This is a genomic window from Bradyrhizobium erythrophlei (genome assembly GCF_042430365.1).
In the GTDB taxonomy this organism is placed as follows: Bacteria; Pseudomonadota; Alphaproteobacteria; order Rhizobiales; family Xanthobacteraceae; genus Bradyrhizobium; species Bradyrhizobium erythrophlei.
On record NZ_JBHMET010000079.1, the window covers coordinates 31,293 to 40,616 of the forward strand.

General features: G+C 61.1%; 10 protein-coding genes and 2 pseudogenes. 9 read left to right on the forward strand and 3 right to left on the reverse strand.

Features of this window, described 5'->3' with window-relative positions; translation table 11 throughout:
* Positions 1-2 precede the first annotated feature (2 nt).
* From ihpA to ACFFWD_RS15145, 8 genes are all read left to right on the forward strand, one after another.
* Positions 3-1,274, forward strand: coding sequence for a divalent metal ion exporter subunit IhpA (gene ihpA / locus ACFFWD_RS15110; protein ID WP_376966382.1), 1,272 nt, complete (start codon positions 3-5; stop codon positions 1,272-1,274).
* Positions 1,271-2,218, forward strand: a complete 948-nt coding sequence (gene ihpB, locus ACFFWD_RS15115) for a divalent metal ion exporter adaptor subunit IhpB (RefSeq protein ID WP_376966385.1) — start codon at positions 1,271-1,273, stop codon at positions 2,216-2,218. The genes ihpA and ihpB overlap by 4 nt, the downstream gene beginning before the upstream one ends.
* Positions 2,211-5,420 carry an efflux RND transporter permease subunit gene (locus ACFFWD_RS15120; RefSeq protein ID WP_376966387.1) on the forward strand — a complete coding sequence of 1,070 codons (3,210 nt, stop codon included), beginning with the start codon at positions 2,211-2,213 and terminating at the stop codon, positions 5,418-5,420. Before ihpB ends, ACFFWD_RS15120 begins: the two co-directional genes overlap by 8 nt.
* A complete protein-coding gene (locus tag ACFFWD_RS15125) occupies positions 5,417-5,788 on the forward strand; it encodes a hypothetical protein (RefSeq protein WP_376966390.1) in 372 nt (123 codons plus the stop codon). The genes ACFFWD_RS15120 and ACFFWD_RS15125 overlap by 4 nt, the downstream gene beginning before the upstream one ends.
* A gap of 226 nt (positions 5,789-6,014) precedes the next feature.
* Positions 6,015-6,233 (forward strand): hypothetical protein, encoded by a 219-nt coding sequence (locus ACFFWD_RS15130; RefSeq protein WP_376966393.1) that lies wholly within the window; start codon positions 6,015-6,017, stop codon positions 6,231-6,233.
* Positions 6,230-6,496 carry a hypothetical protein gene (locus tag ACFFWD_RS15135; protein WP_376966395.1) on the forward strand — a complete coding sequence of 89 codons (267 nt, stop codon included), beginning with the start codon at positions 6,230-6,232 and terminating at the stop codon, positions 6,494-6,496. The genes ACFFWD_RS15130 and ACFFWD_RS15135 overlap by 4 nt, the downstream gene beginning before the upstream one ends.
* A gap of 108 nt (positions 6,497-6,604) precedes the next feature.
* Entirely contained in the window at positions 6,605-6,808 is a 204-nt protein-coding gene (locus tag ACFFWD_RS15140) for a cold-shock protein (RefSeq protein ID WP_376961571.1), read from the forward strand.
* A gap of 149 nt (positions 6,809-6,957) precedes the next feature.
* Positions 6,958-7,209 carry a hypothetical protein gene (locus tag ACFFWD_RS15145; RefSeq protein ID WP_376966397.1) on the forward strand — a complete coding sequence of 84 codons (252 nt, stop codon included), beginning with the start codon at positions 6,958-6,960 and terminating at the stop codon, positions 7,207-7,209.
* Between the two features lie 176 nt (positions 7,210-7,385).
* Here the strand turns inward: ACFFWD_RS15145 and ACFFWD_RS15150 are convergent, their stop codons facing one another.
* Positions 7,386-7,853, reverse strand: coding sequence for a hypothetical protein (locus ACFFWD_RS15150; RefSeq protein ID WP_376966399.1), 468 nt, complete (start codon positions 7,851-7,853; stop codon positions 7,386-7,388).
* Positions 7,854-8,166: 313 nt separating this feature from the next.
* On the opposite strand from ACFFWD_RS15150, the pseudogene ACFFWD_RS45265 reads away from it, so the two are divergent.
* A pseudogene (locus ACFFWD_RS45265) lies at positions 8,167-8,256 on the forward strand (transposase domain-containing protein); the annotation flags it as partial.
* A gap of 98 nt (positions 8,257-8,354) precedes the next feature.
* Here ACFFWD_RS45265 and ACFFWD_RS15155 read toward each other — a convergent pair.
* Both ACFFWD_RS15155 and ACFFWD_RS15160 read right to left on the reverse strand, forming a co-directional pair.
* Positions 8,355-8,870, reverse strand: coding sequence for a hypothetical protein (locus ACFFWD_RS15155; protein ID WP_376966401.1), 516 nt, complete (start codon positions 8,868-8,870; stop codon positions 8,355-8,357).
* A 62-nt stretch (positions 8,871-8,932) separates the two neighbouring features.
* Positions 8,933-9,262 (reverse strand): annotated as a pseudogene (locus tag ACFFWD_RS15160) (hypothetical protein); the annotation flags it as partial.
* Positions 9,263-9,324 lie beyond the last annotated feature (62 nt).

The following is a 9,324-nucleotide window of genomic DNA, read 5'->3' on the forward strand; positions in this document are numbered from 1 at the left end:
TCATGCTTTGCAAAACGGTCACGCATCTTGCGTGCGCAGCCGCATTTCTGGTCAGCCCATGGCTCACCGGCGCCTCACATTCCCAGACCCTCACCATGAGGGATGCGCTCGGTCGGGCGCTTGCCGCCAGTCCGCGTCTCACCGCGGCCGAGCGCGATGTCGGCATTGCGACGGGGCAGCGTATCCAAGCCGGAGCGCTGCTCAATCCCGAGGTGTCCTACGAACAAGACAATTCGTTCGGTACGGGCAAGTATCGGGGCACGAAGTCCGCAGAGACCACGCTGCAGATCAGCCAAGCCTTCGAATGGTTCGGCAAGCGGGAGGCTCGCATTGCGGCGGGTGCGGCCAGTGTCGAGACGGCCGCGATCCAACGTCAGGCGGTCCGATTGGAAGTTCTCACGGAGACCGCGATTGCATTCCTCAACGTGCTGGGCGCACAGCGTCGAATCCAAATCCTGGATGAACAGATCGCGGCCATCGACAGGCTGACCCCGCTCTTGCGGCGGCGGGTCGAGGCCGGTGCGTCTTCGCCGGCAGAGACCGGCCGGGCAGAGGTGGCTTCTGCCTTGGTCAAGGCAGATCGGGAGCGGCTTCGGTCGACACTCGCCAGTGCGCGACGTGAACTCGCCGTCCTAATGGGAGAAACCACACCGAAGTTCGCTGTTGTCTCCGGCCGTATTGAAGCCACCGGACGACCGCCGTCCTTTCAATCCGTCGTGGCTGGGATCGACGCGAATCCGCAACTGGTGCGATGGACCGCGGTTTATGCGCAGCGGAACGCGGAGCTGTTGCTGGCCCGGCTGAAACCCTATCCCGACGTCCGGATCGCTGCTGGCTGGCGTCATTTCAACGGGACCAACGACGACGCCGTCCGGCTTACGCTTTCGGTACCTATCCCGGTGTTCGACCAGAATCAGGGCAACATCCTGTCGGCGGAGGAGAGCCTCGCGAAGACTAGGGCGGAGAGAGAGGCCAACCGGAACATCTTAGTCGTCATTGCCGGACGGGCCTACGACTCACTTCAGGGCTCGCTGCGGGAGCTTGCCATCCTCCGCGAAGTCGCGATCCCGAAGGCGGAGCAGGCGGCGCAGGCCATTTCCGATGGTTACGGGCAGGGTCGCTTCACGCTTCTTGAGGTGCTGGATGCCCAGGCAAGCCTCACGCAGGCGCGGCTGCGCGAACAGGAAGCATTGCAGAATTTCCACGTTGCCGTCGCGACCATCGAAGGACTCGTGGGCAATCCGTTTTCGCTCGCACGTGAGAGTTCAAGATGATTCGGGGATTGATCCGGTATTTGGTTTTCGCCCTGGTTGCCGGCGCGCTGATCTACGCCGGCTACCGCGTATCGACGCCGGCGACAACCAAGACAGCGACAACCGAGAAGATTGAAGAGGAAGAGCATTCAAACAGCGTCGTGATGACCGACGCCAAAGTTGCGACGGCCGGCATCGAGCTGGCGAAAGCATCACCTGCGGTGCTGCACGACAATCTGCTGCTGAACGGAATCGTTCAGCCAAACCACGAGTCCCTGGTTCAGGTCACGCCTCGCTTTCCGGGAATCGTCCGCGACGTACGCAAGCGCATCGGAGACCAGGTCCAGAAAGGCGAGGTCCTCGCGATCGTCGAAAGCAATCAGAGCCTGACGCCGTACGAGTTGAAGGCCGCGCTCGCAGGCACTGTCATCGACCGTCAGACCACGCTTGGCGAATATGTCTCCGAACAAAAGCCGGCGTTTGTCATCGCGGATCTGTCGAGCGTCTGGGTGGACTTCTCCGTCTATCGCCGCGACCTTGGCCGGGTCAACGTCGGCGATCAGGTTCTCATCGATCCCGCGGATGGCAAGCCGACGATCGAGGCGAAGATTTCCTACCTATCGCCCGTCGGCAGCAGCGATACCCAGAGCGCTGTGGCAAGAGCAGTCGTACCGAACACCGACCAGCGGCTGCGCCCTGGGCTGTTCATCACCGGCCGGCTCACGCTGTCAGCCAGGCAGGTACCAGTTGCCGTGAAAGTCTCGGCGCTGCAGACCGTGGAGAATCGCACGGTCGTGTTTGTCCGCAGCGGCGACAAGTTCGAAGCCCGCGACGTCGAGATCGGCGAGCGGGATCCGGAGTTCGTCGAGATCACCTTCGGCGTTCTGGAAGGCGACGTGTACGCAGCGAAGAACAGCTTCATCGTGAAGGCGGAAATGGCGAAGGGAGGAGCGGACAATGATTGACGGCATCCTGTCCTTCGCCATCCGTCAACGGTGGCTGGTGATGATCGCCGTGCTCGCGATGGCCGGCTTCGGAGCCTGGAATTTCACGCTCCTTCCGATCGACGCCGTCCCCGACATCACGAACGTTCAGGTCCAGATCAACAGCCGCGCGCCCGGCTACTCGCCGCTGGAAGTCGAGCAGCGCATCACGTTCCCGGTCGAGACCGCGATGGGCGGGTTGCCGCGCCTTGAGAACACGCGGTCGCAGTCGCGCTACGGCCTTAGCCAGGTGACGGTCGTCTTCAAGGATGGCACCGATATCTATTTTGCCAGACAATTGGTCAACGAACGGATTCAGCAGGTCAGGGATCAGTTGCCTGCCGGGATCGAGACTGCGATGGGTCCGGTGTCCACCGGACTGGGCGAAATCTACATGTTCACGGTCGAAGCCAAGCCCGAGGCGCGCAAGCCAAGCGGGGGGCCATACACCGAGAGCGACCTGCGCACGGTTCAGGACTGGATCATTCGGCCTCAGTTGAGGACGGTGCCGGGTCTCAGCGAGGTCAACACCGTCGGTGGTTTCGAGAAGCAGTTTCATGTGCTGCCCGATCCCGCACAGCTAATGGCCTACAAGCTTAGCTTCCGCGACGTCATGGCGGCGCTCGCGACCAATAATGCGAACGTCGGCGCCGGCTATATCGAGCGCAATGGCGAGCAGTACCTCGTTCGCACGCCGGGGCAGGTCGGCAACATCGATGAGATCAAGGAAATCGTGATCGGATCGCGGAACGGCGTTCCCGTGCGGGTGTCCGATATCGCGGACGTCAGAGAGGGCCGGGATCTTCGTACCGGTGCGGCGACGTTGAATGGGAAGGAAGTCGTGCTGGGCACTGCGATGCTGCTGATCGGCGAAAACAGCCGAACTGTGGCGCAGCGCGTCGCCGCCAAACTCAAGGCGATCGGACGTTCGTTACCGGACGGCGTGGTCGCGCACACCGTTTACGACCGGACGCGCCTGGTCGAGGCGACCGTCGAGACGGTCCGGAACAATCTCGTCGAAGGCGCTTTGCTTGTCGTCGTCGTGCTGTTTCTGACGCTGGGAAATTTCAGGGCGGCGATCGCAACTGCGTGTGTCATTCCGCTTGCCATGCTGATCGCCATCACCGGCATGGTCGAGAACCGCGTCAGCGCCAATCTGATGAGCCTGGGCGCCATCGATTTCGGCATCATCATCGACGGCGCCGTCATCATCGTCGAAAACTGCCTGCGCCTGCTCGCCGCGGAGCAGCACCGGCTCGGCCGCATGCTCGATCGCGAGGAACGTTTTGCCACCACCCTCGCCGGATCGCGCGAAGTCATTCGTCCCAGCTTGTTCGGAACGTTCATCATCGCCGTCGTCTATCTGCCGATCCTGACGCTCACCGGGGTCGAAGGAAAGATGTTCGTGCCGATGGCGCTGACCGTGCTGATGGTGCTGACAGGCGCCAGTATCCTGTCGCTGACGTTTGTGCCGGCGGCCGTGGCGCTGCTGGTCGGCGGCAAAGTATCCGAACGTGAGAATTACTTCATGCGGGGAGCGCGCCGCATTTATGCGCCGCTGCTCGCGGCGTCGATCCGCAACAGGTTCGGTGTCGTCGTGATCGCGGCCCTGTTGGTTGCCCTCTGCGGCATAGCCGTTGCCCGCATGGGCGGTGAATTCATTCCAGGTCTCGATGAAGGTGATGTGTCCATGGAGGTCATACGCATCCCGGGCACGAGCCTGACGCAATCGGTCGAAATGCAGACGATGCTCGAGAAGCGGCTGCTCAAGGTGCCTGAAGTCAATGAGGCGTTCGCGCGGACGGGCTCGGCGGAAGTTGCGACCGACCCGATGCCGCCGTCGGGCTCGGATGGCTACGTGATGCTGAAGCCACGGAAGGAATGGCCCGATCCGGACAAGCCGAAGGCCGCTGTTGTTTCGGATATCCAGGAGGCGCTCGAAGATGTCCCCGGAAGCGTCTATGGGATTTCACAACCGATCCAGCAACGCATGAACGAAACGGTATCGGGTATCCGAAGCGACGTCGCCGTCAAGATATTCGGCGACGATCTGGACGTGCTCATCCAATCCGCGGCCCGGGTCCAAGCGATCCTGCAGAAGGTTCGGGGGGCAGCGGATGTCAAAACGGAGCAGACCTCGGGATTGCCGGTACTGACCGTTAAGCTGAACCGTCAGACTTTGTCGCGCTATGGGATCAGCGTGGGCGATATTCAGAATCTGGTGGAGATCGCGGTTGGCGGCAAGAGCGCGGGCCGATTGTTTGAGGGTGATCGCCGCTTCGATATCGTCGTCAGGCTCCCGGAGCACCTGCGCTCCGACATCCAGGCGATCAAGGCGTTGCCGGTCCCGTTGCCGTTGGCTGAGAATCAGACCAAGCCAACGGCGGCTTTATGGGGCAATTCCCCGCTGGCTCAAATTCGCTATGTGCCTTTGTCAGAACTCGCTCAGATCAATCTTGCGCCCGGTCCCAATCTCATCAGCCGCGAGGATGGCAAACGGCGGATCGTCGTGACCGCGAATGTAAGAGGCCGCGACCTCAGTTCGTTCATCGCCGACGCTCAGAACCAGGTGATGACAAAGGTGAAACTGCCGGCCGGCTATTGGATCGGCTGGGGCGGCCAGTTCGAGCAACTGGTCTCGGCGACGCGGCGCCTGACGGTCGTCGTGCCGCTCGCGCTGTTCCTGATTTTCATGCTGCTCTTCATCAGCCTCGGCTCGATACCCGATGCACTTCTGGTGTTCAGCGGCGTGCCGCTCGCGCTGACCGGCGGCGTCGCCGCGCTTCTGCTCAGGGGAATCCCCCTCTCGATCAGCGCCGGAATCGGTTTCATCGCGCTCTCCGGGGTCGCCGTGCTCAACGGTCTGGTCATCATCACATTCATCGAGAAGCTGCGCGGCGAGGGGCGGGCGCTGGTGGACGCGGTCCGGGAAGGGGCGCTCACGCGGCTGCGGCCGGTCCTGATGACCGCACTCGTTGCCTCGCTCGGCTTCGTCCCGATGGCGATCGCGACTGGCGCCGGCGCAGAGGTCCAGCGGCCGCTGGCGACCGTCGTCATTGGCGGGATCATCTCGTCGACTGTCCTCACCTTGTTGGTCCTGCCGGCGCTCTACGTCCTGCTCAGGCGGGAGGAACCCTCCAACGGCAAATCGAACTCACCTGTTACCGAAGGAACAACGTCATGAAGTACACGCTGTTGTTGATCGCAACCATCTTGTTCGCGGCGCCGGTTTCCGCCGGGGAATACGAAAAGGGTCCGAACGGCGGGTTGATGCTCGACGTCGCCGGCATCGATGCTGAACTCCTGACGTCGGGCAAAACGGTCACCATCAACGTCTTTGAGGCCTTCAAAGCGAAGCCGGTCTCGACCAAGGGCTATGTCGGTGCGGTGCTGATCGTCGGCGGATCGGCTCGCGAAACGGTCACCCTTGCGCCCCAAGGCGAGAACTCGCTCAAGGGGGACGCGAAGAATCCGATCCCTGCCGGCGCGACGATCACCCTCACGATCAAGACCGCCGAGGGGAAGTCGGGCCAGGCCAAATTCAAGAAGTAGCTCACAGACGTGAAGCGAATGCTGCGAGCGGGGAGAAGATCAAGGGTGAGAAGCGCTTCCGCGCCGCCCCATAGCTGCCGCCGACATTTGGCAGCCGTCTGCATGATCTGCACGCTGTCGTGGAACTCAGTGGCTGCAGAAGAACTGGGCGCGCGGACCGCGCAGATTGTTGGGCTCGGTGCCGCTTCGTTCCGTGAGCAGCCAATAATGGTGCTGTACAGAACGGGTGACCGACGACTTCATCAGTGAGCCGGCGTCGGACGAAATGGATCTCTTCCTCGAATTGCTCGAAGCGGTCCCCACCACGCTTGCGGGCGTGGTCGCCCTGGTGACCCATCTCGACCAGGTCCACAAAAAGGAGCTCTGGAAGTTTGAGGACAACTACACAACCCCGCTGATCGGCGCATTGGCAACGGCATTCAACCGCATGGCGGTGACGTCATGAGCGGGAAATTTGCGAAGGCGTTCTCTGAACTCGAGGGAGATATTTGCGGCCTCACGCGCATGGCGCGTCTTGCAGAATGTCAACTCAACGAAGCAGTTGGCGGTCTAACCTACGAAAACGGTGAGTGTATTGAAGCTCCCGATGCGGCGGCTCCCGAACTTGCGGTGTTTACGGTTACGCAAATGGCGGTGATGGCCAAGAGATTTGAGGATCTCTATTACCGCCTTCGCAAGGAGACTGGCGCTCGATCGCGCGCCACGTAGTCAACTTCATTTTGATGGGACCCGCCGGTTCACAGCCGGCGGATTTTTCCTTGCGGTGTGGTGCGCTAGCGCCCTAGGCTGCCACTGCTTCAAAAGGGAGAGAGCGACGTGGCGACAGGCACTGTGAAATGGTTCAATCCAGTCAAGGGATTTGGATTCATCCAGCCCGACAACGGCGGCAAGGACGTCTTCGTGCACATTTCGGCAGTCGAGAAAGCTGGACTGAGTACACTCAATGAGGGCGCAAAGGTGAGCTACGAAGAGAAGGAAAACCGGGGCAAGACGTCCGCGGAGAATCTGAGGGTCGGCTAGCGAGGGTCGGAGTCGACTTCCCGCCGGTTCACGCCCGGCGGGCTTCAGTCTGCCTCAGCATCAAGTGCGCGTGAGATGTAAGGCCGTTCACATTTGAAAATCGCGAGTCGATCTAACGACAGGGCAGCCTCGGTGTCGGGAAAACCGCGATGCCATTATTCAGCAGCGAGAATTGGTGTGGAACAGGCGCCACTTTGGTGGTCTGGATTTTCATCGTGGTAGCGCTCGCCTTTGCGGTCGTTGGTTATGTGGAATGGTCATCGGACGCTAGTCTGGCCCAATTCACGAGCCGGACCGAGGTGGCCGTGGCTGCCTCAACTCCGATTCTGCCTCTCAAGGGGCGAACAGGTTGCCCGCAGGGCAACAAGGTGTCGCCTTCGACGCTTTCACCGCTCGACTGACGCTGATCAGCCGCTGCCAGATGGCCGGGAACAAGTGGCAATGCCGGGAGTCAATTCATTTGCTCCCCGCGGTCACTCCCGCCCCCCGACGGCTGGGAGTTGGCTGAAATGGCGACCTCGACGCGCCGACCGCGCCGGGGTCGTTTCATTTTGCGTCGGTCTTCAAGCGCACTGTTTCATTGGCAGCGCGGTTTTAGATTGATCGATCGTAACAGAGTGTCCAGTCCGCTCTCGCTGCAGTTTTTTGCCTCGATAGCCTGCCTTGGCTTGTCGTCCTGAACTATTTGAGATCTCTCGCTGACAGCCGCGCGTTTTCGCGATTTGAATTTTGAGTCGGCCGGATCATGCCAGTGTCGAGAGATGATGGACGGTGCTGGATCGGCCTTCGGTTTGGACGGTAGCGGCGTCACTGTGGCGATCTGGGTTGGCGCCGTTGGCTTCGTCGCCGCAGGTGAGGCGTCCACCTTGGCCTCAGCTGTGTCGTGCTCGGTGTTGTTGAGCGGAAGCCGATCGGCTTTCCCCGCGCTCTGCGCCACTGGGTAGGCTTCGGTAAGCGGTGCAGGCGCGGGATTTCTCCCTAGCGCTGCAACCGCGCCCATTACGACTAGGCCAACCACTCCGACCGCCAAAATCCGGATCCACATTGATTGATCCTCGACCAACGCAGCGAACCGCAGGCTTGCGCCGAAAACCGCAGGCTTCCGCCGAAATTTGCCCAGAATAAGGCTAAGCTATTGGTAGGTTTGATAGAATGGATTTGCCAAAGCCACGACTCGCGCAGCGCGGAGACTCGGTGGGAAGGCTTAGGGACTGCGCATTTGGGGCAAATCAACGAGATGCTGCGCAATGGCTGCGCAGCAAATCCGTCGTGTCTATCCCTGGCACCGCAATGGCTCTCTGCGCGCCCCGGCGCACTATTGCGGAGAAGCATAGAAGTTCAGCCAAGAAGGAATGTCTTCCTGGCTCACGCAGACCCTTGAGCGCATCGCTCAAGGCTGGCCGATCTCGAGCATCGACCAGCTCATGTCGTGGAACTTCAAAGCCTGAATGGCCTCAGCTCGGCCTATGGATGGCCGACGGCGAAGATCGACGAATCGCTGGCCTGGGATAAAAGCAAAGCAAGCCTTCCGCCCTAACCGCATCCATCAGTTCGGTGGTAGCGCCTCCGGAATCTCCTGCGCCTCACTCGCGTCGGCGAAGACCTCATCGCGGATCACGCGCAGCGTCACTTGATGAAGATAGGCCTGCAGGGCCTGGTCAAGCTCGGAGAACTCCGGCCACAGAACTTGATCGAGGAACCGTTTGGGTGCGCGAACCATGACCGTGTTGCGCCGCTGCCGATAATAGCGATAGGGCTTCATGCCGTAACGCCGACACAAGGCGAGAAACAGATGGCGCGACCATTGATCCGGCATCGAGAACTGCATCTCAATTGACGGATCTTGCCGACCAAGTTCCGTCAAACGCTCCCTCACACGTTCCAGCGCCGCTTCCGCCGCGAGCCGCTCGCCGGCCGTTCCGGCACCCGCGAAAAGAGCCTCGATCTTCCGCAACTTCTCGCGCAACTGGGATTCGATAGACATCGGCAGGGCTCGCGGCTGAGTTTGAAAAACCCACCATTCGGCCATATCGACGTCAATCGCCGGGGCATCGATATCCACGTCATTTACTCGCCGTGGGGCAAACGATCGCTATCCCCGAACGGCCTCAGCTCGACGCTTACGTTCGTCTTCACGCGATCGCCCGGCTTCCTTGGGATCAGCGATGGCGCCACCACCGTGCATTCATGGACGAGCGACCGGATCAGGCGATAAAGGCCATAGCCAGTCGGACCGGCCTCGTAACAGAAATGCACGCGGTCAAACCGGTTGGCGATCCGCACTACGACGCGGCGCATGTTGGTTGCCGAAGCGTCGACCTCACCGAAGAAGCGAACCTCTCCCTCCCGGCCTGCTTCCGCAATCGCGATGGCCGGAGAAATCAATTGCTGATCGACGTGACCGTGTCCGGCAGGTCGAGCCGCTCGCGCCGTCTGACCTGGATGCTGCCACAGTCAGAGCTATGCGGGAAAGTGGGTGATGACGGACTGAGATAGGCGGCGTATCGAGGCGGGTG

Excerpts from the sequence above, each read along its gene's own strand:
- ihpA (WP_376966382.1), top strand. The coding sequence starts at position 3 with ATGCTTTGCAAAACGGTCACGCATCTTGCGTGCGCAGCCGCATTTCTG.
- ihpB (WP_376966385.1), top strand. The coding sequence starts at position 1,271 with ATGATTCGGGGATTGATCCGGTATTTGGTTTTCGCCCTGGTTGCCGGC.
- ACFFWD_RS15120 (WP_376966387.1), top strand. The coding sequence starts at position 2,211 with ATGATTGACGGCATCCTGTCCTTCGCCATCCGTCAACGGTGGCTGGTG.
- ACFFWD_RS15125 (WP_376966390.1), top strand. The coding sequence starts at position 5,417 with ATGAAGTACACGCTGTTGTTGATCGCAACCATCTTGTTCGCGGCGCCG.
- ACFFWD_RS15135 (WP_376966395.1), top strand. The coding sequence starts at position 6,230 with ATGAGCGGGAAATTTGCGAAGGCGTTCTCTGAACTCGAGGGAGATATT.
- ACFFWD_RS15145 (WP_376966397.1), top strand. The coding sequence starts at position 6,958 with ATGCCATTATTCAGCAGCGAGAATTGGTGTGGAACAGGCGCCACTTTG.
- ACFFWD_RS15150 (WP_376966399.1), bottom strand. The coding sequence starts at position 7,853 with ATGTGGATCCGGATTTTGGCGGTCGGAGTGGTTGGCCTAGTCGTAATG.